Here is a 22,415-nt window from a genome sequence, read left to right on the forward strand (position 1 = left end):
CCTCCCCAAAGGTCTTCAGCGCCCCAGAAATCTAATCGCCAGGTCGGCCAGCCTCCCGAAGGGCGGCCCCATATGTTCGAAGGCGTTCAGGAAGCCCGGCTTGTAGACCGCGCGGGCGTGGCTGAACCGGCGGAACCCGTCGCGCCCGTGATAGGCGCCCATGCCGCTGTCGCCGACACCGCCGAAGGGCAGCCCGTCCTGCGCGATATGCAGCAGCGTGCCATTCAGCGTCACCCCGCCGGAGATCGCGCCATCAAGGATCTTTGCCCGCGCCGCCCTGTCATTCGTAAAGGCATACAGCGCCAGCGGCCGCGAGCGCGCATTGATGAACGCCAGCGCCTCGTCCAGATCGCGATAGGCGATGATGGGCAGGACCGGCCCGAAGATCTCCTCGGTTAGCAGCAACGAGCCCTCGGGCGCATTCAGCACCACCGTCGGCGGCACCTTGCCGTTTTGCCCGGCACCGCCGACCTGGAGAATAGTCGCGCCCGCGTCGCGCGCGGCATCAATCGCGGCAACAAGGCGCTCGCGGTGGCGTGCGGTGATGACATTGGTGAATTGCGCATCAGTCTGCGGGTCAGGATAGGCCCTCTGCACCGAGGCGAGAATTTCGCGGGCCAGCGCCTCGGCCTTTTCGGCAGGGGCCAGCACGTAATCGGGGGCGATACAGGTCTGTCCGGCATTCGTGAACTTGCCCAGCAAAAGCGAGCGCACAGCTTTCTCCAGCGGGTAATCCGGCGCGATAATCGCGGGCGATTTTCCTCCCAGTTCCAGCGTGACCGGGGTCAAATTGGGCGCCGCCGCCGCCATCACCTTGCGCCCGACCTCGGTCGAGCCGGTGAAGAACAGATGATCGAATGGCAGGGCCGCGAAAGCCTGCGCGACCTCGACCCCGCCGGTGACAACCGCCACCTCGTCCGGCTGGAAATGCGCGGACACCAGCCGCGCCAGCAGCCTTGAGAACTCGGGCGACAGTTCCGAGGGTTTGATTAGCGCGCGATTGCCCGCCGCAAGCGCATCCACCAGCGGCCCCAGAGCAAGCAGCAGCGGATAGTTCCAGGGCGAGAGGATGCCGATGACGCCAAGCGGTTCATGCCGCACCCAAGCGCGCGAGGGCTGGAAGGTCAGCGCGACCGGACGCCGCTCATCGCGCATCCAGCGGCGAAGCGAACGCGAGGCGTGGCGGAGCGCGGTCAGCAGCGGCACGATCTCCATCAACTCGGTCTCGGCGCGCGCGCGTCCGCCAAAATCCGCGTCGATCGCGGCGGCGATCTCGTCCCGGCTCTCGATCACAAGGCGTTTTAGCGCGGAAAGCCGGCGCTTGCGCGTTTCCGCATCCGGAATCCGGTCACGCCGCGATGCTGCGCGCAGGCTGGCAAATGCTTCCGTCAGCTCGTCCTGCACGCGGTCGTTCCCCCCACCATCTTCAGGCCGCATGCCCGCGCGGCACGAAAGCCCGACCGCCGTTCAAGCCGCTTCGTTCAGGAAGGTATAAAACTTGAGGATGTCGTCAAGTTTATTCTGCGCGCATTCCGTGGATCCCGCCGATAAGCAATCCGGTCACAAGATCCGCGACCTTGGCTGTATCAGTTTCGGCATCATCGCCCAGTAGCAACACCGCCTCGATTCCGTTCGAGATGATAAGCCGCGCGATCAGGTCGGTCTCGGAGGAGGACAGCGCATGTCCCGGCATCCCGCGTGCGATATCGCCCCGAAGATCCTGAACGATGCCTTCCGACCCGCTTGCACCGTAAAGCCTGCTGCGGATGTGGTGCTGATTCATCGCGATGAAAGCGCGCGCGCCGTCCAGCCCCAGGATGTAGTCAAGCAGCGCGGCATAGGACAGCCGCAGCATGGTTTCCAGATCGTCCGCTCGCGCCCGCGCCTCGGCAGAGATCGTCCTGATATCCTGCGTCAGATCCTCAAGGATACGGTCGAACACCGCCTCCTTGGTTCCGTAGTAATTGTAGAACGTGCCGGTCGAGATGCCGCTGGCCCTGACGATGGCCGACACCGTCGCGCCCTCTAGCCCGTATTGCACAAAGGACTGCCACGCCCCGGCGCGGATACGTTCATGCGTCTGCTGCGCCGTCGCCTCGCGTTTCTTCGACGGCCGGAGCTTGCGTGCAGGGGTCATCGCCGAGCTTCCATCTCTGATCATGATGCCGCGCTCCTTCAGATGTCACGCGCCAAGCCGCACGGCCATCCATTTATTGCCTTGGCCCTTGTCGGGCACGCAGGCGCGCTCTGTCAACGATTTGGGCGGTATTGCCGGGTTAGCCGCGACCGCATCGCAGTGGTGAATGGCCCGCGACAGATCATCATGCTTGGCAGCCGATATCGCGATGGGCGGCGTGTGCGCGAGAAAGGCGCTAACAGATGCTAGGGAAATCGGGAAAATTGGTCGGAGCGAGAGGATTCGAACCTCCGACCCCCTGCTCCCGAAGCAGGTGCGCTACCAGGCTGCGCTACGCTCCGACCGTGTGGAGGCGAGTTACCGACTCCGTCCGGCATTTGCAAGGGGGATTCTGCGTCTTTTCCGTTACCTTGTGCCGCTGCGGCCCGTCAGGTTCAGCGCGCGCTGCAACAGCGACGAGCGCGGCGTTGTCACGGTTTCCGTGCGGCCCCGCGTTTCCAGTACGGGCCGGTTTTGCGACACGTTCGCGGTGCTTTCGCGCCAGACGATATAGGTGCCCGAGGCGATGACCACGCCGGCGCCAAGCATCGTCGGCCCGTCGATCCCCTCGTCAAAGAAGAACCAGCCGTAGACCACCGCCCAGACGATCTGGGAATATTGCATGGGCGCGACGATCGCGGCCTCACCTTCGCGGTAGGCCAGAATTTGCAGGAAGGCCCCGGTCAGGCCAAACAGGGCAACCACTGCCAGAAGCCCCAGATCGCGCAGCTCCAGCGGCACCCAGACCAGCGGCAGCGCCGCCCCCATGGCCAGGAAGTTGCCCAGAAGCGGAGAGAGCAGCAGCACGACCGAGCGTTCCTCATGGCCGATCTTGCGGATGATGATTGCGGCGACCGAGCCGCAAAGCGCAGCGGTCAGTGCCGCGATATGGCCAAGGCCCAATTCGGCCTGCCCCGGACGCACGACGATCAACACCCCGATCAGGCCGATGATGACCGCCGCCCAGCGATGCAGGCCCACCTTTTCGCCCAGAACCGGGATCGCAAGCACGGTGATCAACAACGGCATCGCGAACAGGATCGGGTAAACCTGCGCCAGCGGCAGATGCGAGAAGGCGTAAAACGCGCTGACCCCGGTAATGACGGTGCAAACCGCGCGCACCAGAACCCACCAGGGATGGATCGGGCGCAGATGACCCTCGCGCTTGTCGTTAAGCAGGATGAGCGAAAGGATCGGAAAGCTGAGCAGCGCGGCGAAGAACACGATCTGAACGGCCGAGTATCTCTCGCCCAGTGTTTTCACCACGGCGTCATGCGTCGCGTAGATCGCCATCGCCAAAAGGGCGAGCACCGCTCCCTTGCCGTTGGATCTGCCAGCGTGCATCGCAACCCTCCTGTTAGCGCTCGCATAAACGGATCGCGGGTCGCGTGACAAGCGCTTAATGAAGAACGGCGCGGATTTCCCCGCGCCGTTCCAAATCTGTCAGCCCGTGATCAGAGGCTTGCGTCGAGCGCTTCGATGATCTTGGCGCCCATCTCGACGGTCGAAACCGGGGTGCCGCCTTCGGGGCCCATCAGGTCCGCGGTGCGCACGCCATCGGCCAGAACCTTCTCGATTGCCTTCTCGAGACGGGTCGCCTCATCGCCCTGATCGAAGCTGTAACGCAGCGCCATGGCGAAGCTGAGGATACAGGCGATCGGGTTGGCCTTGCCCTGACCCGCGATATCGGGGGCCGAGCCGTGGACGGGCTCGTACATCGCTTTCGGGCGGCCGTTCTCCATCGGCGCGCCGAGCGAGGCCGAGGGCAGCATCCCGAGCGAGCCGGTCAGCATCGCCGCGCAATCCGAGAGGATGTCGCCAAAGAGGTTGTCGGTCACGATGACGTCGAACTGCTTGGGCCAGCGCACCAGCTGCATCGCGCCGTTGTCGGCATACATATGCGACAGTTCGACCTCGGGGTATTCCTCGTCATGGACGCGCTGGACGACTTCGCGCCACAGGATGCCCGATTCCATCACGTTGGCCTTCTCCATCGAGCAGACCTTGTTACCGCGGCGCTTGGCCAGCTCGAACGCCGAACGCGCGACGCGCTCGATCTCGCTCTCGGTGTAGCGCTGCGTGTTGATGCCCACGCGCTCGCCATTCTCTTCGAAGATCCCGCGCGGCATGCCGAAATAGACGCCCGAGGTCAGTTCCCGCACGATCATGATGTCGAGGCCAGCGACCACGTCTTTCTTGAGCGACGAGAAATCGGCCAGCGCGTCGAAGCACTGCGCCGGGCGCAGGTTCGAGAACAGGTCCATCTCCTTGCGCAGGCGCAGCAGGCCGCGCTCGGGCTTCACCGAGAAGTCGAGGTTGTCGTATTTCGGGCCGCCCACGGCGCCCAGCAGAACCGCGTCCACCTCTTGCGCCCTGGCCATGGTCTCGTCCGCCAGCGGCTTGCCATGCACGTCATAGGCCGCGCCGCCGACCAGGTCTTCGCTCACGTCGAAAACGAGGCCGCGCTTGTCGCCGTACCAGCTGATGATCTTTTTCACCTCGGCCATGACTTCAGGGCCGATACCGTCGCCGGCGAGGATGAGGATGGAAGGGTTGGCCATTCGTTTTCTCCAACGTCTATTGGTTGGAAGCGGCCTATCCAATGCCCGCCCTCGGGTCAAGCCAAGCCTTGGCATTGCGCGTCAGGGGAGCGAAATATCCACCCAGACAAGGGCATGGCGCGAGGCGGTGGCGGCTGTGTGCGCCATCGGCGCCTCGGGGGCGGGCCAGAAGGTGCCCGCGTCCAGCACCGTCAGATCGCGCGAGGGCAGCACGTAATCCACCCGCATATTGCCGATCCGCGCGTCGTCCCAGTCGGCGGTGTCGAGCGCCGCCTCGCCCCCGTGTTGCGCATTGCGCCCGGTCTGTGGCGCCATGGCCGCGCCAACGCTGGCGGGGCGCGGGTCTTGCAGGCGCAGATGAGCCAGCAGCGCGCGCAACGCGTCCGGTCGGCCCTCGCCATCCACCGGGTCGAGGTTTGCGTCGCCGAGCAGCACGAAAGACCCCTCGGGCGGGGTCATCGGCAGATCGCCGTCAAGATAGCGCAACCAGAAGGCGGCCTCGTCATGGTTGCGGCGGCCATTGCGATCCTCGGGGCCGTCGAAAACCGGCGGCGTCGCGGCCCAGGCCAGCAGGTGCAGGCTTTGGCCGCCCACGCGCAGTGGCAGATCCCAATGCGCGGTTGAAGAGAGACGCTGCACAGCCATCGCCTCGGGTGAGAGCCCGGCGCCCTCGATCAGGTTTCCCGGCAGATCGCGCCACAGAAAACCCGAGAAATCCTGCGCCACGCCGGCCTCAATCGGGTAGCGGGAAAGCAGCGCGAGGCCGCCCTCGCCCGAAAAACGGCCAAAGCCCTGCGCGTCGCCCACGCCGCCCGTTTTGCCGTCGCCATCCAGATCAAGACCGCTGGCCATACCGCTATTGGGCCGCGCGGCGAAGCGATACGGATAGGCCAGCCGATAGGCAAAGGCGCGCAGCGCGGCGCCGTCGTAATCCCAGTCAAAGCCCGTGAGCAGCAAGATATCGGGGTCAGTCTCGGCAATCACCGCGATGGCGGCGGCGATCTGCGCATCCTTGCCATCCTCGATGTCGCGCAGCAGCAGGCCCGGCCCCTTGCGGGTCAGATCGGGCGTCCAAGTGGCGATGCGCAGCGTTTCAGAGGCCGCAGGCCCGGCCAGCGCCGCAGCGATCAGGCCGCCAGATAACCCGAGCCAACCGCGAGACGGCGCTTCTCCTCGATCATGTCGGCGATCCGCCCCATGGCGAGGCCGCGCATGAACAGGCTTGTCGGAAGGAAGGACCATGCCGTCACCGTCCAGATCATGGTTTGCGGCGTTTCCAGCAAGATCGGCTCGAAGGTCGTCGAGATCGCCTTGAGGATCGCGGGAATGATGAAGGGCAGCAGGAAGCCCAGCGCGATATTGGCCCAGCTGTCGCGGCGCAGCTGCTCGACCACATCACCGCCCACGGTCGGATCGAAGGTGGGCAGGTTGACCCAGACGTTGAAGCCGCCCCGCGCGTTGGGCCAGCCCGCCAGTCGCATCACAAGGATAAAGAGGCCCAGCGTGGTGATCGAGATCAGGTAGCTGATCCCACCCACCGTGCGCAGCAGATCGACATGCTCGGGGTCGGTGCCGCGCGGCAGCATCAGCACGAGAATGCGCACCGGGCTATAGGGAAAGTCGAGCTTGGCGGCGAGGCTTGCACTGACCACATCGACGAACTGGGTCAGGGTCGAGGGTTCGAACCGGTCAAGGATGATCAGCGACTGGGTGATGATGATCCCCGCAAGCGCCAGAAACCGGATGCGGTTGAAGGGCGGCGCGTCGCGAAACTCGACCAGGCCGGGATAGACCGAGGCATATTCGAACAGGATGAACATCGCCGCGAAAAGCGACACGAGGGCCACGATCTGGACAGTATCACGCGAGACGGCAGGAAGCAGAAGCGCGGGGGTCACAATGACCAAACCCACGAGAACTGCGCGCAGCAACGCCCCTGCAATGCGTGAAATCACCGCTCCAACCCCTCACCACGGACGGTTCCGATACGATGCCGGCCCCTTGTCCCATGTTGTTCCCGCCGGATTATGGCGGACTGCCTCATTCTTGCCATCATTTTGCCCAATTCCAGATTGGCAGGCAATCTTTCAATCACCATCCTCGCAAATTTAAACCAAATCACCAGGTAACTGGTGCCGCTTTGCACCAAGAATGGTGCAAAAATAAGGCCGCCCAGAGGGCGGCCCAATATCTTGTATATCAGTGGCTTAAGGCCACTAGCTGGCTCAGACCCAGGGACGCGATTGCGCCGACTGTGCCTCGAACGTGTCGATGGCCGAAACCTTCTCGAGAGTCAGGCCGATGTCGTCGAGACCGTTCAGCAGGCAGTGCTTCTTGAACGCATCCACTTCGAACGGGATGGTGACGCCATCCGAGGTGGTGATCTGCTGGTTCTCCAGATCGACGGTCATGCGCGCGTTGGCACCCTTTTCCGCGTCCTTCATCAGCAGATCGACCTGCTCTTGCGGCAGCACGATCGGCAGCATGCCGTTCTTGAAGCAGTTGTTGAAGAAGATGTCTGCGAACGAGGTCGAGACGATCACCTTGATGCCGAAATCGGCCAGCGCCCAGGGGGCATGCTCGCGCGACGAACCACAGCCGAAGTTATCGCCCGCGACCAGGATCGAGGCTTCGCGGTATTGCGGCTTGTTCAGCACGAAGTCCGGCAGTTCGTTGCCCTTGCGGTCATAGCGCATCTCGTCGAACAGGTTCACGCCGAGGCCCGACCGCTTGATCGTCTTGAGGAAGACCTTCGGGATGATCATGTCGGTGTCGATGTTCACCAGCGGCATGGGCGCCGCGATGCCGGTCACTTTTTGAAACTTTTCCATCGTCGCGGCTCCTCAGGCGATCTCTTCTTCGGCCATCAGCTCGCGCACATCGGTCAGGTGACCGGTGATCGCGGCGGCGGCGGCCATGGCGGGGCTCATCAGGTGGGTGCGACCCTTGTAGCCCTGACGGCCCTCGAAGTTGCGGTTCGAGGTCGAGGCGCAGCGCTCGTACTCGGCCAGCTGGTCGGGGTTCATCGCGAGGCACATCGAGCAGCCCGCCATGCGCCATTCAAAACCGGCCTCGGTGAAGATCTGGTCCAGACCCTCTTCCTCGGCCTGATGACGCACAAGGCCCGAGCCCGGCACGACCATGGCGCGCACGCCGTTGGCGAGCTTCTTGCCCTTCACCACCTCGGCGGCGGCGCGCAGATCCTCGATCCGGCCGTTGGTGCAGGAACCAATGAAGACCACGTCGATCTTGATGTCGGTCAGCTTCTGGCCGGGCTCGAGGCCCATGTAATCGAGCGAGCGCTTGGCCGCCTCGACCTTGCCGCCAGTGAAGCTTTCCGCCGCCGGAACGACGGCCGAGATCGGCAGCACGTCCTCGGGCGAGGTGCCCCAGGTCACGACCGGCTCGATGTCTTCGGCGCGGATGGTGACGACCTTGTCGAAATGCGCGCCCTCATCGGTGAAGAGGGTCTTCCACCAGTTCAGCGCGGCCTCGTATTGCGCGCCTTTCGGGGCGTGCGGACGGCCTTTGACATATTCGAAGGTCTTTTCGTCCGGGGCGATCAGACCGGCGCGGGCGCCGCCTTCGATCGCCATGTTGCACACGGTCATGCGGCCTTCCATCGACAGCTCGCGGATCGCTTCACCGCAATATTCGATGACATAGCCAGTGCCGCCGGCGGTGCCGGTGTGGCCGATGACGGCCAGCGTGATGTCCTTGGCGGTCACGCCGGGCTTGAGCTTGCCGGTGATCTCGACCTTCATGTTCTTCGATTTCTTCTGGATCAGCGTCTGCGTCGCCAGAACGTGCTCGACCTCCGAGGTGCCGATGCCGTGCGCAAGCGCACCGAAGGCGCCGTGAGTGGCCGTGTGGCTATCACCGCAAACGACGGTCATGCCCGGCAGCGTCCAGCCCTGCTCGGGGCCGACGATGTGCACGATGCCCTGACGGATGTCGTTCACCGGGTAGTAGTTGATCCCGAAGTCCTTGGCGTTCTTGTCGAGCGCCTCGACCTGGATGCGGCTTTCCTCGTTGGCGATCACGCCCGAGACGCGGTCGAGCGTGGTCGGGACGTTGTGGTCCGGCACGGCGATGGTCTTTTCCGGGGCGCGCACCGGGCGGCCCGCCATGCGCAGGCCTTCAAAGGCCTGGGGCGAGGTCACTTCGTGGACCAGGTGGCGGTCAATATACAGCAGGCAGGTGCCGTCTTCGTCCTGGGAAACGACGTGGGCGTCCCAGATCTTGTCATAGAGCGTTTTGGGAGCGGACATGGCTCTCTCTTTCGATGGCTGTGAATTGGTCAGGGCAGGCGGCCGTGCCGGCAAGGGGCGACCGCAGGCGACAGGGGCACATGATCGCGCCCCCGCGCCGACATCAAAGTCGGGCGAGGATGGAACGGCTTTCGCCGTAGAAGCGCTCGCGCAGGCGGGCGCGGTCATCCATGTCGATAATTCGGCTCATGCGCCGCTAAATAAGCGCCCAAAGCGAGTCTGGCAATGAAAGAAACCGTGTTGGCGGGAATTGATTTGCCTGTATCGTGGTTTCAGGGAGGACCGCGTGGATTTAATAGACCCCGAGACACTCAAGGCGATCCAGTCGATCTGGGCCCAGATAGAGATATTCTTTCGGTCGATGGTCCTGCCCTCCCGGCTGTGGCAATTCGCGATCATTCTGGGGTGTCTGGGCATTGCCCATCTCGGCCGGATGTGGCTTGCACCCAAAGTCGACGATTGGGCCCGCCAGCATGAGCTGAGCACGCGCCAGATGCGAGCGGCCATTCTGCTTCGCAAGCGGATCCGCGGGATGATCTTTGTCGTGCTGGCCTGGATATCGGTCTTCGTGCTCAGCGAGATGAGCAGCTTCTACTCGCGCCGGTTCCTTGTCGATCTGGCCGCGACGCTGGTCACGGCCTGGCTCGTGGTCGGGCTGATCACACGCCTGATCAACAACCGTTTTCTGCGGCGCATCGTGACATGGGGCGCATGGATCTATGTCACGCTGCACTACCTTGGCTTTGCCGACGAGGCGGCAAGTATCCTTGACGGCGCGGCGATCGACCTGGGCGGCTTCCGCCTTTCAGCGCTGGCGGTGCTCAAGGCGCTGGCGCTGACCGCATTGCTGATTGCCGGGGCGCGGATCGTCACCGGGCGGGCCACGGCGCGCATTCGCGGGAACGAGGATATCTCGCCTTCGATGGCCGAACTGGTGATCAAGGTGATGCAGGTCGTCTTTTACGGCGCGGCCTTCTTCATCGGCCTGAAATCTGTGGGGTTCGACCTGACCGGGCTGGCGGTTCTGTCAGGCGCCATCGGCGTGGGCCTTGGATTTGGTTTGCAGAAGGTCGTATCGAACCTCGTGTCGGGGGTGATCATCCTGCTCGACAAGTCGATCAAGCCGGGCGATGTGATCAGCCTGGGCGAGACCTTCGGCTGGATCAATTCGCTTGGCGCGCGCTATGTTTCGGTCGTCACCCGCGACGGCAAGGAATACCTGATCCCGAACGAGGATCTGATCACCGGCCAGGTGGTCAACTGGTCCCATTCCGACGAGTTCGTGCGGATCGACCTGACCTTCGGCACCTCCTATCACGACGACCCGCACGAGGTGCGCGCCTTGGCGGTCAGTGCCGCGCAATCGGTGCCGCGGGTGCTGAAATCGCGCCCCGCCGTGTGCCATATCACCGGATTTGGTGAGAGTTCTGTCGATTATGTGCTCAGATTCTGGATCGAAGACCCCGTCGAGGGGCTTACCAACGTGCGCGGAGCCGTGTATCTGGCGCTCTGGGATGCGTTCCACGCGAACGGAATCTCTATCCCCTTCCCGCAGCGCGAAGTGCGGGTACTCGGTGGGTCCAGGCTCGACGTAACGGCCAGCGGCGAAAATCCGCAGGCCGGAAGTTGAGATTTGGCCCCGCCGATGTTACGTTTTTATTATGCCCGGCGCCGGGGCAAAGGCGGCGCTTGAACCTCTGGAGGACTATGTCCTGTCTCATTTATCTGTCGCGTCCGGCAGTTCCGGCGCAAAGGTGGCACTCATGACGGCCAAGCTGGCAGGTGCCGAAGTGACGAGCGACCAGCTTCTGGCGCGCGTCCTTTCCTCCCTCGAAGATGACAAGGCCGAGGATATCGTCACGATCGACCTGCGCGGTCGCTCGTCGATTGCCGATTACATGGTCATCTGCTCGGGGCGCAGCTCGCGTCAGGTCGGCGCCATCGCCGAGAAACTGACCGAGCGTCTCAAGGACGAGTTCGGCCGTCAGTGCAAGATCGAGGGCAAGGATCAGGGCGACTGGGTGCTGATCGACACGCAGGACGTGATCGTCCATGTGTTCCGCCCCGAAGTGCGCGAGTTCTATCAGCTCGAGAAGATGTGGATGCCGGCTGGCGGGCGCGTCTGAATGAAAGTGACGATCTGCGCGGTCGGCCGACTGCGCAAGAGCCCCGAGCTGGAGCTCATTTCCGACTATCTGGAACGGTTCGGCAAGGCCGGCCGGGCGTTTGGGCTCGGGCAGGCCTCGATCATTGAGGTCGAGGACAAGAAGAACCTCGGCATGGAGGCCGAGGCCGCGTTGCTGGATCGTGCGATCCCGGCGGGGTCGGTTCTGGTCACGCTCGACGAGCGCGGCGATCTGGTCTCCTCCCCCGAATTCGCAGAGCGTCTTGCGGGTTGGCGCGATCAGGCGCGCGACGTGAGCTTCGTGATCGGCGGGGCGGATGGCATCGCACCCGCGCTGCGCGCCCGCGCCGACTGGTCGCTCAGCTTCGGGCGGATGGTCTGGCCGCATATGCTGGTGCGCGTGATGCTGGCCGAACAGCTTTACCGCGCCGGGCAGATCGTGGCGGGCACACCCTATCACCGGGTCTGAGCGGCAAATCCGGCCCTGACCCTGGCTTATCAACACTTGCGAAACCGCTATCGGTGACACTCGCGGCCAGAGAGTTCTTGCTGGCAGGAGTGGGCGCATGGCGTCGGATCTGGTTTTCACCGGGACGATCTACGGGGGCGGGCTCAGCCTGCCGTCACCGACGGCCTCGATCCTGCTCAGCGCGGACGGGCAGATCACCGTGGCCGATTACGGCTTCGGCGCCAGCTATATCTTCGGCATCGGCGCGACCGGCTCACCCAGCCTATTGCTGGAGCGCTACCACCTGACCGAAACTCGGCTGGCCGCCACCGTCGCGGGCCGCGCGGGCAGCCTGTCGGTGGCCGAGATCGAGGCGGCCTTTGCCAGCACCCTGATCGGCAATCAAAGCGCGCAGGCCGGTTATCTGTCGCTTGCGCCCTCGCAGATCACGGCGGTGTCGCTTCTGGGGGTCAACTCGGGCGGGCAGAACTATCTGGTGGCAGCGCCCGCAAGCGGCGCGGGCCTGACCGTGTTCACCTGGGCCAACGGGGTGCTGACCCCGGTGCAGACCATCGCCGACACGCCCGAAACCCATGCCGGAGCGATCGCGGATATGGCCTGGCTGAGCGTGGGCGGCCAAAGCTATGTCTTCGTAGGCTCGGCGACCGAGGATGGCGTGACCGGTTATGCCCTTGGCGCGGGTGGCACGCTGAATGCCGTGTCGAGCCTCGGCAAGCTCGATTCCGTGCCGCTCGACACCGTCACGGCGCTTGGCGGAGCGCAGCTGACGCAGGGCGCCTATCTGGTGGTGGGCGCGGCGGGGTCATCCTCGCTGACCGTGATGGCGGTTGGGGAGGGCGGCGCGCTCAGCGTGACCGACCATGTGATCGACGATCTGGGCACAAGGTTCGCGGGCCTGACGCAGATGGCGGTTGTCTCGGATGGCAACCATGCCTTCGTGGTGGTGGCGGGCAGCGATGACGGACTTAGCCTGTTCGCGCTGACCGGATGGGGGCGGCTCGTGCATCTGGGCACGCTGGCCGACACCGGCGCAGCGGTGCTCGACAATGTCAGCGCGCTTGCCGCGTTGATCGAGGGCGACACGCTGCGCATCTTCACCACGGCCTCGGCCGAGGCGGGTTTGGGCAGCTATAGTGTCGATCTGTCCGGCTTCGGCATCGTCGCACAGGCCATGGGCACCAGCCTGGCCGGCACCGCGGGCGACGATATCCTGAGCGATGGCGCGGGGTCCGAGGTGCTCTCGGGCGGGGCGGGGCGCGATATCTTCGTGCTGCGCGCCGACGGGAAAAGCGACACGATCACCGATATCGCGCCGGGTCTCGACCGGATCGACCTGTCGGGGTGGAGCGGGTTCTACTCGGCCAGCCAGGCGCAGTTCGTGCCGACCAGCGATGGCGGCATTCTGACCTTTGGGGCGGAAACCCTAATCCTGCGCAGCGCCTCGGGCCAGCCGCTGACGCAATCCGATATCGCGCAGCTGATCGTGACGGGCGGCACGCATGTCACCGTTACCGTGGGTCCGCTGCAAAGCGGAACGCTCCCCCCGGCGGAACCCGACCCACCGCCGCCCGTCAACGGAAGCGCGCCGCTGATCATCGTGGGCGACGATCTGGCCGATCTGATCTCGGGCAGTTCGTCGAATGACTTCCTGGATGGCGACGGCGGCAACGACACAATCTACGGCCATGCGGGGGATGACTCGCTTCTGGGGCGCGACGGCGACGACTGGCTTTATGGCGGCGACGGCGATGACACGATCGCCGCAGCCGAAGGCAATGACGTGCTCTATGGCGAGTTGGGCAATGACGATCTGGGCGGAGGCGATGGCGACGACGTGCTTTACGGTGGCGAGGGGAACGACACGCTTGGCGGCGGGCCGCACAATGACCTGCTTTACGGCGAGGGCGGCCATGACAACATGAGCGGCGGCCCCGGCGACGACGAATGCTATGGTGGCGAGGGCAATGACGTGATCGCTGGCAGCTACGGCGCCGACCGGGTCGATGGCGGGCCCGGCAATGACAACCTTGGCGGAGGGCCAGGGCGCGATATTCTGATCGGCGGGGATGGCGACGACAGCCTTGGCGGCGGCGAGGCCGATGACACTCTTCTAGGCGGCGCGGGCAAGGATTTCATCGCCGGGGGCTATGGCAACGACCTGATCGACGGCGGCACCGGCAGCGACACGATCAACTCCGGCAAGGGCAATGACCGGATCACCGGCGGGCCGGGCCTCGATACCTTCGTCTTCAACGAGTATTTCGCGGGCGAAACCGATGTGATCACCGATTTCGCGGATGGTTATGACAAGATCCGCCTGATGGGCGTAACCCCGGTCGGCGGCTCTAGGTTCGACGCGCTCGATATCGCGGCCCATGACGGCGGGGTCGAGATTTCCTACGCGGGCCAGTCGATCTTTTTGGAGCATTTCTGGATCGAAGACCTCGACGCCTCGGACTTCATCTTCATCTGAGCGGCTCAGAACGGCGCGATATCGCGGTGGTAGCGGCGCAGCGCGATCAGCCCCGCCGCAAAGCAGATCGCCGAAACCGTCAGCACGTAAAGAGGCGAGAGATAGGCGCCCTCATAGCCCGCATAGAACCCTTTGCGGGTCTGGCCGATGACATGCACAAGCGGGTTCCACCACAGCCAGCCGCGATAGGGCTCGGGCACCGAATCGTAAACGAAGAACACGCAAGAGACGATGAACAGCGGCCGGTTCAGCACGGCCCAGGCGCGCTCCCACAGCGGGAAGGCGGTCAGCAGGTAGCAGTTCAGCGTGCCAACCCCTAGGGCCAGCGCAAAGCACAGCGCAAAGCCGAGCGCGATGGCGGGCAGGTCGAGCATCACATTGATCCGGTAGATCGAAAAAAGCAGCCCGTAGATCACCAGCGCCACCGTCACCATCGTGACCGCGTTGATCGCAAAGCGCGCCAGCACCGCATCAAGAAATGTCACCCCCGGATAGGTCAGCAGCGCGCGCGAGAAGCGCAGCGATACCGCGACCTTCTGGCTGATCTCCAGGTAGGCAAGGAACGGAAGGATCCCCGAGGCATAGAACAGCGCGAAATTCGTCCCAAGCGGCGGCGCGCTGAACACAAGCGAGAACAGGAAGGCCATCAGCATGATGCCCGCAACGGGTTCAAGCAGCGCCCAGAGATAACCTAGGGCCGAGCGCCCGTAGCTCGTGCTCATCTCGCGCAGGATCAGCGCCGCGATGGCGCGCCCGGCGCCACGGCGGCTGGGCGGTTGGGCGGGGCGAGGTGGAAAGGGCGCGACGGTCATGCGCCCTGCATATCCCGCTGCGCTTAACGTCACATTAAGCGCAACCGGCCCAAGCTGCGGGAATATGGATGTCCCGCAACAAAGGGTGCCCCGCCATGCAAAGCGCCAGAATCCCGCTCGAAGCCCCGCGAAGCGTGGCGCAGATCCGCCCCGCGGCGGGGCCCGCGCGCCTGCGCCGCCGCCATGTCGGGCTAATCGGCACCTTCGCGCTATGCGTCGTGATCCCGGCCTGCCTCTGGGCCGCCTATCTCTTTGCCGTGGCGCGCGATCAGTTCGCCAGCAACGTTGCCTTCTCGGTCCGCAAGCATGAGGTCGGCACCGCCGTGCAGATCCTCGGCGGGCTGACCGAGCTGGGCAGTTCGGGCCCGCAGGACGGCGATATCCTGCAAGACTATATCCAAAGCCCCGCGCTTGTGCGCGCAGTGGATCGGCGTGTCGATCTGGCGGCGGCCTTCACCCGGCCCGACGATCCGGTTTTCAGCCTTGGCGCGGATCGGCGGATCGAGGCGCTCACGGCCCATTGGCAGCGGCAGGTCCATGTCTATCACGACAGCGCAACCGGTCTGATCGAACTGCGGGTCGAGGCCTTCGATCCCGCCTCTGCCCAGGCCATCGCCAACGCGATCTATGAGGAGAGCAGCGCGCTGATCAATCGCCTCTCGGCCATCGCGCGCGAGGATACGATCCGCAACGCGCGCGAGGATCGCGACAAGGCGATTGCGCGGCTTAAGGCGGCGCGCACCGCGCTCACGGCATTCCGCAGCCGCACCCAGATTGTCGATCCGGCGAGCGATGCGCAGGGCCGAGCGGGGTTGCTCAACACGCTTCAGGAGCAGCTTGCCGCCGCGCTGATCGAGCTGGACCTGCTGCTTGAAAACACCTCGGCGCAGGATGTGCGCGTGGTTCAGGCGCGTCAGAAAGCGGCTGTGATCCGCGAGCGTCTGGCGGCCGAGCGTAGCCAGTTCGGCCGCGCCGAGGCCAGCGATCCGCAGGCCTTCCCCGAGCTGGTGGGGGAATATGAATCGCTGTCCGTCGATCTGCAATTCGCCGAGCAAAGCTATCTGGCGGCGCTTGCGGCCTATGACGCTGCACTGGCCGAGGCGCAGCGTAAGACCCGTTACCTTGCCAGCCATGTCCCGCCGACCCTGGCCGAGACCGCAGAATATCCGCGCCGTTTCGTCTTGCTTGCGGCGGTGGCGGGGGCGCTGATGCTCGGCTGGTCGATCCTGGCCATGGCCTATTACGCGCTGCGGGACCGGCGATGATCGAGTTGCGCGGCCTGTCGAAGAGCTTTCGCACCCGGTCAGGGCGCAAGATCGTCGCGCTGGACATTTCCGCGATCTTCCCGCCGCGCCGGGCCGTTGCAATTCTTGGTCGCAACGGGGCGGGGAAGTCGACGCTTCTGCGGATGATCTCGGGCGCGCTCGACCCCGATGCAGGGCGGGTGCTGCGGCGCGGCTCGGTATCCTGGCCGGTGGGTTTCGCGGGCAGCTTCCATCCCGATCTGACCGGCGTGCAGAACGTGCGCTTCATCGCCCGGGTCTACGGAGTCGATACTGACGAGCTGGTCGATTTCGTCGCCGACTTTGCCGAGCTTGGCGCGCATTTCCACCAGCCCGTGCGGGAATATTCCTCGGGGATGCGCTCGCGCTTGGCCTTCGGTGCCTCGATGGGCATCCGCTTCGACACCTACCTTGTCGATGAGGTCACAGCTGTGGGCGACGCCGCCTTCAAGGCCAAAAGCGAGGCCCTGTTCGAGGCCCGCCTGCAAGACAGCGCCGCCATCGTCGTGTCGCACGCCATGGGGCAGGTTCGGCGCCTGTGCGATCATGGCTGCGTGCTGGAGGACGGCAGGCTCCACTTCCATGAGGATGTGGAGGCCGCCATCGCCCACCATCAGCGCCTGATGAACACCGCCGAAACCGAGGACTAGGCCCTGCGGTTGTCGTAGCCAAAGCCGCGCAGAAGTGCGGCGTTCTGGGGGGCAAAGGCTTTCTCGGCCATCTCGATCCGCGCCTGCGATTTTCCGGCGTCGCTCTCGGCCACACGATGGAATGACGCGCGCAGCATTGCCCGGATCTCGGACGGGCCGACCCGCGGGTCGCGCATCGCCTCGGCAATCGCATCGCAATCCTCCATCCGCAGCGAGGGGTTGGTGAGGTTGCGGTTCACCTCCCAGTCGATGCCGGGTTCGGCGCCCAGAAGCCTCTCGAAAGTTGCCCGGATAGCGCGATGGCTTGCGATGACAAGCGGGGCTTCGGGGAACAATCGCGCCCAGCCCCGCAGGTAGACGGCAGGCTTAATCATCGCGGCACGGCGGCAGGTGAACGCATCGAAATCGAGCCCGTCATAGGGGTTGCGCGTGCTCAGCCAAGGTTCGAAATGCTGCTTCATGAACTGCGAGTAATCGCCGAACATGAACTCGCTGAACGGGCGCAGGAAGGCGATGACCTGAACCGATATCCCCTCACGCCGCACCAGATCCGCCAGCGCCTTGCCATGCTGCGGCAGAGCGTAAAGGTCTTCATGGCTCAGCACCACGGTATGGGTCTGCCCCTCGAACAGCGCGTTCAGGCGGGCGGCGTCGATATCCTTCAGATCCGCCGCATTGCCGGGGTGGTTGCCGGGCGGCTTTGGGTAGTGGACGCCCTGATCCAGCAGCGCCGCGCGGTTCTTCAGCATCACCTGTTGCAGGTAGGTCGAGCCACATTTGGGCGATCCGACATGGAGCAATATCTGGCGTTTCATGAAACCATCCGTTCGTGTTGCGGCAGCCGGGCGCCAAGCTCGGCCGCCAATGCGTCGATCATCGCCTCGGGTGACAGGCCAAGGCCGCCAAGCGCGATCTGTCGTTCCTGCGCGCTTACCGGGGCGCAGTGCCAAGCGCGCGAAAGTGCGGCGCTTAACGCGGGAACCTCGGGCGCGGCGGAAAGGATCGCGGGGCTAAGCCTGGCCAGATCTTTCGGCCCGAAGCTGTTCGTCACCACGCGCACGCCCGAGGCCGCCATCTCGATCGGCGGATGGCTGGGGTGCGGGGAATACATCAGTGACAACCCGACATCGGTATCGAGCAGGAACTGCGGATAATCCTCATAGGGCAGCTTGCCGAGGCTGATCAGCCGCAGCCCGTTGGGCATATTGACGTTCCCATGCTTGAGCCCGACCGAGACCAACTCGATCTGCCCGGGCTGAAGGTTCTCGGCCTCGATAAAGCGGGCGATGACCTCGAGCCCCGTCGCGAACATGTTGCGCGGCACCTCGGGCCGGCCGTAAAGCGCCAGCCTGCGCGGCCCCGTCGCCATGCGGCGCTGCCCCCAGCTGTAGCGGTCGATGTCGATGGCAGGGTGGAAGGCGAGCGTCTGCCGACCGGCAAAACCGAAGCCCTCCTGGTGGAAATAGTCGCGCAAGAGCGTCGTGTTGAAGATCGGGGCGAAGTTCAGCCCGTAGCTTGCCAGCGCGTCGGCATATTCAGGCCCCCAAGCGTAGAAATTAGGCTCAAAATCCTGGATCAGGTAGTGAAACCGGTCGTGGTGAAAGCCATGCTGGCGGATCAGCCGGTCCGCGACATGGGCCGTCCACCAGGCCGTCGCCAGAAAGCGATCTTCGCGATGCAGCGGCAGGGATGCGCTTTGCACCCCGCAATGCAGCGAGATCCGCTCGGCCGCGCCCGAGGCCTGACCTGCCGCACTCATCCGGTTCAGCACGAATGCGCGCGAGGCCGCGGGCGCCGCCATCGGCAGGTCGGTGGCAACAAGGCGCACGGTCAGCCCGCGCTCGGCCAGGCCGATTGCGATGTCGAGGGCGGTGACGATCCCGGCGAATATCTCGGTCGGGTTGAGGGTGGGCACGAGGACCACGATGGCCGGGCAGGGTGCCTCGAAGGCCGGGGTCCAGCGTGCCGATTTACGCAGGTCGATCAGCTCGCGGTAGCTTTTCAGCGGATGCGTGGGGGGGGCCGGTGCAGGCTCGACCGCGCGGGGTGCAACGCCGGGCGAGAGGGAATAGAGCCGCTCATCAAACCGGGCCAGCGCGGGGTTGAGCCCCTCGTCAAGGGTGCGGTGCAGCGCCCAGACGGCGCGCCCGAAATGGACCACGGCAAAGCTGCCGGCGATGCGGGCGCGCGTGAGTTGACCGCGCAGCGTCAGCCGCAACGCATCGGCGGCAAAGCTGCCCGCACCGCGCAACCGCCGCAGGTAGGGGCGGATCGGTGCGATCCGCGCCGAACCATCGACCAGTCGCCCGCTGGCCACGGCCTCGGCCATGCGCAGATAGGTGCTGTTGGCCAAATAGCGCGCCAGCGCGTAGCTGGTCGCACGGCGGCGCAGCCAGACCTTGTCGAAGCGCGGCAGGCGCCAGGGCTCGCGCGAGACGGCGCCGACGGTATTGGCGCCGTGCTGGCGGTAATCAACCAGCGGCGCGTCGATCAGCACCACGCCGCCCGCAGCCTCGGCCACCAGTCCAAGCCAGAGGTCATGGTAGAAATGGATGCCCGCCTGCGCCGGGAAGGGCAGCGCGATCTCAAGCACTGCGCGGCGCATCAGCACGGTCATGCCTGTGATCGTGTTACGATAGAGCAGCCCGCGCAGGCCGGGGCGCCGGTCGCGCCGCTCATAGGCGAACATCGAGGGGTGGATCACCGCGCCCTGTGCATCGACAAGGCGCGCGTCGCTATGCGCGAGCATTGCGGGGCTGTCGCCCAGGGCAGCAACGCCGCGCGCCAGCCGGTCAGGGTGCCAGATGTCGTCCTGATCGCTCAGCGCGAACAGCGCGTCGGGGCGGTTTTGCTCTTCCGACAGGGCCAGCGCGCGGGCAAGCCCGGCCTCAAAGGCGCGCACCGAATCGAGATTACGGTCAGTGCTGACCAGTGTCAGGCCAAGGTCCAGATCGGCGCAAAGACGCGCCACCAGCGGCCCCGAAACCCGATCCGCGATCACCGCGACAAGATGGGTTTCGACCCCTTCCTGCGCCACAAGAGATTGCAATTGCGCCTCAAGATAGCCGGGGTCGGGCCGAAATACGGCGAGGGTGATGTAAATGAATGGGGTCATGGGGCCGGTCGCTCGTTGGGGTAGCGTGAGGCTAGGGCGCGACCTCTTAAGATTGCGTGAACCGTGTTTTGTAGATCCGCCCGCCCGATTGCGCCCCCCGCCCCGCTGTCGCATAGTCGCCGCGATCAAGACTTGGGAGTCCACGACCATGCCGCCCAAATTTGGCACCTCCGGCCTGCGCGGCCTTGTGACCGAGCTGACGCCCGATCTGGTGGCCGATTACACGCGCGCCTTTCTGGCAAGCTGCGCGCATGGCGGGGCGGTGCATGTGGGCTGGGATCTGCGCCCCTCCTCGCCCGCAATCGCGGAGGAGATCATGCGCGCCATCGTGCAATCGGGTCTGACCGCGATTGATTGCGGCGCGCTGCCGACGCCCGCGCTGGCGCTGGCGGCGATGGGTGCGGGCCATGCGGCGATCATGGTTACCGGCAGCCATATCCCCGCCGACCGCAACGGGCTGAAGTTCTACACCCCGGCAGGCGAGATTACCAAAGACGACGAGGCACGCATCCTGTCGGCATTAGGCGCGGCACCCGGCCCCGGCGGCGGCACACGCATATCCGGCGGTCAGGCGGGTGCGGCCTACCAGCGCCGCTATACCGAGGCCTTTGGGACGAAGGCGCTGAGCGGCCTGCGCGTGGGGGTTTATGAGCACAGCTCGGTCGCACGCGATCTTCTGGGCGGGGCACTGCGCGCCATGGGGGCCGAGGTTGTCGCCCTGGCGCGCTCGGACATCTTCATCCCCGTCGATACCGAGGCGGTGGACGCGGGCACCCGCGCGCGTCTGGCGGAGTGGTGCGCGCAGAACCGGCTCGACGCGCTGGTCTCGACCGATGGCGATGCCGACCGGCCGATGCTGTGCGACGCCACGGGCAAGGTCGTGCCGGGCGATGTGCTGGGCGCTCTGACGGCGCGGGCACTTGGGGCGGATGTGATCTGCACGCCGGTTTCGTCAAACACCATGATCGACACGATGCCCGAGTTCGCACAGATCGCGCGCACCCGCATCGGCTCGCCCTATGTGATCGCGGCGATGGAGGAGATCCTGGCTACCGACCCCGCCGCACATGTTTGCGGCTATGAAGCAAACGGCGGCTTTCTTCTGGGCTTCGCCGCGCGGGGCCCGGCGGGTGTCATCGCGCCGCTGCTGACACGCGACTGCCTCTTGCCGATCGTCGCGGTGCTGGCGGCGGCGCGCAGCGCACAGCGACCGGTGGCCGATCTGGTAGCGGCGTTGCCCGTGCGTTTCACCGCGTCGGACCGCATCGCCGGGATCGAGCCCGAGGTCTCGGCCCGCTTCATCGCCGATCTGCGTGACAGCGCCGCAGCGCGGGCCGGGTTCTTCACCGAATACGGCGCCGAGACATCGCTCGATCTGACCGACGGGCTGCGGGTGCGCTTCGAGGGCGGCGCCATCGTGCATCTGCGGCCCTCCGGCAATGCGCCCGAGTTCCGCTGCTATACCGAGGCCGCGACCGAGGCCGAGGCCGCGCACCTGCTGCAGTGCTATCTTGCGAAACTGCGCGCGCGGCTTGGCTGATCAGATACCCTTTTGCAGCGCGTCGAAGGCGCGCAGCGTCTTGATCAGGCCTGCCATCTGATCGACCGGGATCATGTTCGGCCCGTCCGAGGGCGCGTTGTCCGGGTCTTCATGCGTCTCGATGAAAAGCGCCGAAACGCCGACCGCGCAGGCCGCGCGCGCCAGCACCGGCGCGAACTCGCGCTGCCCGCCCGAGGTCATGCCCTGCCCGCCCGGCTGCTGCACCGAATGGGTGGCGTCGAACACGACCGGGTAGCCGGTCTGCGCCATAATCGGCAGGCCGCGGAAATCGGTGACCAGCGTGTTGTAGCCAAAGGAGGTGCCCCGATCGCACAGCATGATGTTCTGGTTCCCGGTCGAGGCGATCTTTTCCGCCACATTGGCCATGTCCCAGGGCGCAAGGAACTGGCCCTTCTTGACGTTGATCGCGCGCCCGGTTTCGCCCGCGGCCAGCAGTAGATCGGTCTGGCGGCACAGGAAGGCGGGGATTTGCAGCACGTCGCAGACCTCGCCCGCGGGGGCGCATTGCGCGGCGTCATGCACATCGGTCAGGATCGGGCAGCCAAACTCGTCGCGGATCTTCGACAGGATCGTCAGGCCAGCGTCCATCCCCAGCCCGCGCTGCGTCTTGATCGAGGAACGGTTGGCCTTGTCATAGCTGGCCTTGAAGATGAACTTCGTGCCGGTCGGTGCGCAGGCCTCGGCGATCTTCTCCGCCATCATCCGCGCGTGGTCGAGGCTTTCCAGCTGGCACGGCCCAGTGATGAGCGCGATCGGCTCCTGTCCGCCAATGGCTATATTGCCCACGGTGACGATTTTCGGCTCGGTCATGCTCTGCTCCTTGCGGCTGGCCGGGCGTCCGGCGCTTGGCTGCAACTTGGGCATAGCGGGGCAAAAAGGCAACCGCCCCGCGCGATGGCGGGGCGGTTCGGTGATGCGA

General features: G+C 65.1%; 19 protein-coding genes and 1 tRNA gene. 7 read left to right on the forward strand and 13 right to left on the reverse strand.

Annotated features, from left to right (window positions below; all coding sequences use genetic code 11):
- Positions 1–15 precede the first annotated feature (15 nt).
- The 9 genes from LZA78_RS11625 to leuC all read right to left on the reverse strand — a co-directional run bounded on the left by LZA78_RS11625 (position 16) and on the right by leuC (position 9,008).
- On the reverse strand, positions 16–1,437 hold the full coding sequence (locus tag LZA78_RS11625) for a coniferyl aldehyde dehydrogenase (protein ID WP_233677105.1): 1,422 nt from the start codon (positions 1,435–1,437) through the stop codon (positions 16–18).
- Positions 1,438–1,516: 79 nt separating this feature from the next.
- On the reverse strand, positions 1,517–2,161 hold the full coding sequence (locus LZA78_RS11630; protein ID WP_233677106.1) for a TetR/AcrR family transcriptional regulator: 645 nt from the start codon (positions 2,159–2,161) through the stop codon (positions 1,517–1,519).
- 240 nt (positions 2,162–2,401) lie between these two features.
- A tRNA-Pro gene (locus LZA78_RS11635) sits at positions 2,402–2,478 on the reverse strand.
- A 64-nt stretch (positions 2,479–2,542) separates the two neighbouring features.
- Complete coding sequence (locus LZA78_RS11640) at positions 2,543–3,520, reverse strand: DMT family transporter (protein ID WP_233677107.1); 978 nt, start codon at positions 3,518–3,520, stop codon at positions 2,543–2,545.
- Between the two features lie 110 nt (positions 3,521–3,630).
- On the reverse strand, positions 3,631–4,737 hold the full coding sequence (leuB, locus tag LZA78_RS11645) for a 3-isopropylmalate dehydrogenase (RefSeq protein ID WP_233677108.1): 1,107 nt from the start codon (positions 4,735–4,737) through the stop codon (positions 3,631–3,633).
- 81 nt (positions 4,738–4,818) lie between these two features.
- Positions 4,819–5,979, reverse strand: a complete 1,161-nt coding sequence (locus LZA78_RS11650; RefSeq protein ID WP_233677109.1) for an endonuclease/exonuclease/phosphatase family protein — start codon at positions 5,977–5,979, stop codon at positions 4,819–4,821.
- Positions 5,865–6,668 (reverse strand): hypothetical protein, encoded by an 804-nt coding sequence (locus tag LZA78_RS11655; protein ID WP_233677110.1) that lies wholly within the window; start codon positions 6,666–6,668, stop codon positions 5,865–5,867. Before LZA78_RS11655 ends, LZA78_RS11650 begins: the two co-directional genes overlap by 115 nt.
- A 294-nt stretch (positions 6,669–6,962) precedes the next feature.
- Positions 6,963–7,568 carry a 3-isopropylmalate dehydratase small subunit gene (leuD, locus tag LZA78_RS11660; protein ID WP_233677111.1) on the reverse strand — a complete coding sequence of 202 codons (606 nt, stop codon included), beginning with the start codon at positions 7,566–7,568 and terminating at the stop codon, positions 6,963–6,965.
- A gap of 12 nt (positions 7,569–7,580) precedes the next feature.
- The gene (gene leuC / locus LZA78_RS11665) at positions 7,581–9,008 is read right to left on the reverse strand and encodes a 3-isopropylmalate dehydratase large subunit (RefSeq protein ID WP_233677112.1); all 1,428 of its coding nucleotides are present in this window, start codon (positions 9,006–9,008) and stop codon (positions 7,581–7,583) included.
- Between the two features lie 286 nt (positions 9,009–9,294).
- Here leuC and LZA78_RS11670 point away from each other — a divergent pair, with 286 nt between their 5' ends.
- The 4 genes from LZA78_RS11670 (at position 9,295) to LZA78_RS11685 (ending at position 14,075) form a co-directional block, all read left to right on the forward strand.
- Entirely contained in the window at positions 9,295–10,638 is a 1,344-nt protein-coding gene (locus LZA78_RS11670; protein ID WP_233677113.1) for a mechanosensitive ion channel family protein, read from the forward strand.
- A gap of 133 nt (positions 10,639–10,771) precedes the next feature.
- Complete coding sequence (gene rsfS / locus LZA78_RS11675) at positions 10,772–11,134, forward strand: ribosome silencing factor (protein WP_233677114.1); 363 nt, start codon at positions 10,772–10,774, stop codon at positions 11,132–11,134.
- Positions 11,135–11,602 (forward strand): 23S rRNA (pseudouridine(1915)-N(3))-methyltransferase RlmH, encoded by a 468-nt coding sequence (gene rlmH, locus LZA78_RS11680; RefSeq protein WP_233677115.1) that lies wholly within the window; start codon positions 11,135–11,137, stop codon positions 11,600–11,602. It begins immediately after the preceding gene.
- Positions 11,603–11,699: 97 nt separating this feature from the next.
- The gene (locus tag LZA78_RS11685; protein ID WP_233677116.1) at positions 11,700–14,075 is read left to right on the forward strand and encodes a calcium-binding protein; all 2,376 of its coding nucleotides are present in this window, start codon (positions 11,700–11,702) and stop codon (positions 14,073–14,075) included.
- Between the two features lie 5 nt (positions 14,076–14,080).
- Here the strand turns inward: LZA78_RS11685 and LZA78_RS11690 are convergent, their stop codons facing one another.
- Complete coding sequence (locus LZA78_RS11690) at positions 14,081–14,887, reverse strand: ABC transporter permease (RefSeq protein ID WP_233677117.1); 807 nt, start codon at positions 14,885–14,887, stop codon at positions 14,081–14,083.
- A 95-nt stretch (positions 14,888–14,982) separates the two neighbouring features.
- Here LZA78_RS11690 and LZA78_RS11695 point away from each other — a divergent pair, with 95 nt between their 5' ends.
- Entirely contained in the window at positions 14,983–16,152 is a 1,170-nt protein-coding gene (locus LZA78_RS11695; protein WP_233677118.1) for a KpsE/RkpR family capsule polysaccharide export protein, read from the forward strand.
- Positions 16,149–16,820: an ABC transporter ATP-binding protein gene (locus tag LZA78_RS11700; RefSeq protein ID WP_233677119.1), complete on the forward strand. Its 672-nt coding sequence runs from the start codon at positions 16,149–16,151 to the stop codon at positions 16,818–16,820. The genes LZA78_RS11695 and LZA78_RS11700 overlap by 4 nt, the downstream gene beginning before the upstream one ends.
- Here the strand turns inward: LZA78_RS11700 and LZA78_RS11705 are convergent.
- Complete coding sequence (locus LZA78_RS11705; protein ID WP_233677120.1) at positions 16,817–17,635, reverse strand: hypothetical protein; 819 nt, start codon at positions 17,633–17,635, stop codon at positions 16,817–16,819. The two genes, LZA78_RS11700 and LZA78_RS11705, sit on opposite strands and share 4 nt — an antisense overlap.
- On the reverse strand, positions 17,632–19,935 hold the full coding sequence (locus LZA78_RS11710; RefSeq protein ID WP_233677121.1) for a rhamnosyltransferase WsaF family glycosyltransferase: 2,304 nt from the start codon (positions 19,933–19,935) through the stop codon (positions 17,632–17,634). The genes LZA78_RS11705 and LZA78_RS11710 overlap by 4 nt, the downstream gene beginning before the upstream one ends.
- Positions 19,936–20,083: 148 nt before the next feature.
- On the opposite strand from LZA78_RS11710, the gene LZA78_RS11715 reads away from it, so the two are divergent.
- Positions 20,084–21,475, forward strand: a complete 1,392-nt coding sequence (locus LZA78_RS11715) for a phosphomannomutase (protein WP_233677122.1) — start codon at positions 20,084–20,086, stop codon at positions 21,473–21,475.
- Here LZA78_RS11715 and kdsA read toward each other — a convergent pair whose 3' ends face one another.
- Positions 21,476–22,306 (reverse strand): 3-deoxy-8-phosphooctulonate synthase, encoded by an 831-nt coding sequence (kdsA, locus tag LZA78_RS11720; protein ID WP_233677123.1) that lies wholly within the window; start codon positions 22,304–22,306, stop codon positions 21,476–21,478.
- Positions 22,307–22,415: the final 109 nt, after the last annotated feature.

The sequence above is a fragment of the Rhodobacter flavimaris genome (assembly GCF_021378075.1).
Taxonomy (GTDB): domain Bacteria; phylum Pseudomonadota; class Alphaproteobacteria; order Rhodobacterales; family Rhodobacteraceae; genus Rhodobacter; species Rhodobacter flavimaris.

Bases quoted from the DNA above. Each gene is read 5' to 3' on its own strand.
- LZA78_RS11625 (WP_233677105.1), bottom strand. From the start codon at position 1,437: ATGCGGCCTGAAGATGGTGGGGGGAACGACCGCGTGCAGGACGAGCTG.
- LZA78_RS11630 (WP_233677106.1), bottom strand. From the start codon at position 2,161: ATGATCAGAGATGGAAGCTCGGCGATGACCCCTGCACGCAAGCTCCGG.
- LZA78_RS11640 (WP_233677107.1), bottom strand. From the start codon at position 3,520: ATGCACGCTGGCAGATCCAACGGCAAGGGAGCGGTGCTCGCCCTTTTG.
- leuB (WP_233677108.1), bottom strand. From the start codon at position 4,737: ATGGCCAACCCTTCCATCCTCATCCTCGCCGGCGACGGTATCGGCCCT.
- LZA78_RS11650 (WP_233677109.1), bottom strand. From the start codon at position 5,979: ATGGTCCTTCCTTCCGACAAGCCTGTTCATGCGCGGCCTCGCCATGGG.
- leuD (WP_233677111.1), bottom strand. From the start codon at position 7,568: ATGGAAAAGTTTCAAAAAGTGACCGGCATCGCGGCGCCCATGCCGCTG.
- leuC (WP_233677112.1), bottom strand. From the start codon at position 9,008: ATGTCCGCTCCCAAAACGCTCTATGACAAGATCTGGGACGCCCACGTC.
- rsfS (WP_233677114.1), top strand. From the start codon at position 10,772: ATGACGGCCAAGCTGGCAGGTGCCGAAGTGACGAGCGACCAGCTTCTG.
- rlmH (WP_233677115.1), top strand. From the start codon at position 11,135: ATGAAAGTGACGATCTGCGCGGTCGGCCGACTGCGCAAGAGCCCCGAG.
- LZA78_RS11685 (WP_233677116.1), top strand. From the start codon at position 11,700: ATGGCGTCGGATCTGGTTTTCACCGGGACGATCTACGGGGGCGGGCTC.
- LZA78_RS11690 (WP_233677117.1), bottom strand. From the start codon at position 14,887: ATGACCGTCGCGCCCTTTCCACCTCGCCCCGCCCAACCGCCCAGCCGC.
- LZA78_RS11695 (WP_233677118.1), top strand. From the start codon at position 14,983: ATGCAAAGCGCCAGAATCCCGCTCGAAGCCCCGCGAAGCGTGGCGCAG.
- LZA78_RS11700 (WP_233677119.1), top strand. From the start codon at position 16,149: ATGATCGAGTTGCGCGGCCTGTCGAAGAGCTTTCGCACCCGGTCAGGG.
- LZA78_RS11705 (WP_233677120.1), bottom strand. From the start codon at position 17,635: ATGAAACGCCAGATATTGCTCCATGTCGGATCGCCCAAATGTGGCTCG.
- LZA78_RS11710 (WP_233677121.1), bottom strand. From the start codon at position 19,935: ATGACCCCATTCATTTACATCACCCTCGCCGTATTTCGGCCCGACCCC.
- LZA78_RS11715 (WP_233677122.1), top strand. From the start codon at position 20,084: ATGCCGCCCAAATTTGGCACCTCCGGCCTGCGCGGCCTTGTGACCGAG.
- kdsA (WP_233677123.1), bottom strand. From the start codon at position 22,306: ATGACCGAGCCGAAAATCGTCACCGTGGGCAATATAGCCATTGGCGGA.